Below are 723 nucleotides of genomic sequence, written 5' to 3' on the forward strand. Positions count from 1 at the left end.
GGATTAGGTGCAGGTACTTATTTTGTACAGGCAGACAATGGTGATTGTGAGTCGACTTCCGAAGAACTTGTAATAATAGAAAACCTGGGAACTCCAATTGCTCCAACAGTTATCTCTATAACTAATACAACTTGTAATTTAGATAACGGAAGCCTTGAATTTGAAATTGAGGAAGGATTAACTTATATCCTTAGAGATAACGAACAAAATGAATATACCCACGAGAATGGTTCGATTACTAACCTGACTCCGGGAGTTTATTATCTAGTAGCACAAAATGATGATTGTGAATCGGAAGTTGAAATAACTATAGAAGCCGATTTGGATGAAGAGGCACCGGTAATAGTTTCCTGTCCTTCCAACTTAATAAATGTATTTGCAGATGAAGGTCAATGTACTGCTTCTCAATTAATACTTGGAGAGCTAATTGCCGAAGATAATTGTGATTCAGAATTAAGTATTACCAACAACGCTCCATCAGTGTTTGAACTGGGAGAAACTATCGTTACCTGGACGGTAACTGATTTAGCTGGCAATAAAACAAGCTGTACTCAAACCGTAACGGTAATCGATAACCAGGCGCCGGTAATCGCTGCTGTAGAAGCCATCAATACTACTGCAGATGCAAATACCTGTGGGGCAATGATAGAAATTGTACCTCCGGCGGCTACTGATAACTGTACGGTTGGAAATGTAAACGGAACAAGGGATGATAATCTGCCA

Annotated in this window: 1 protein-coding gene; it reads left to right on the plus strand. The window is 39.4% G+C overall.

All coding sequences use genetic code 11. The features are described from left to right. On the plus strand, window positions 1–723 hold a 723-nt coding region (locus I6U50_RS15740), incomplete at both ends, for an HYR domain-containing protein (RefSeq protein ID WP_198639552.1).

It is taken from the genome of Salegentibacter maritimus (assembly GCF_016236975.1).
GTDB lineage: Bacteria > Bacteroidota > Bacteroidia > Flavobacteriales > Flavobacteriaceae > Salegentibacter > Salegentibacter maritimus.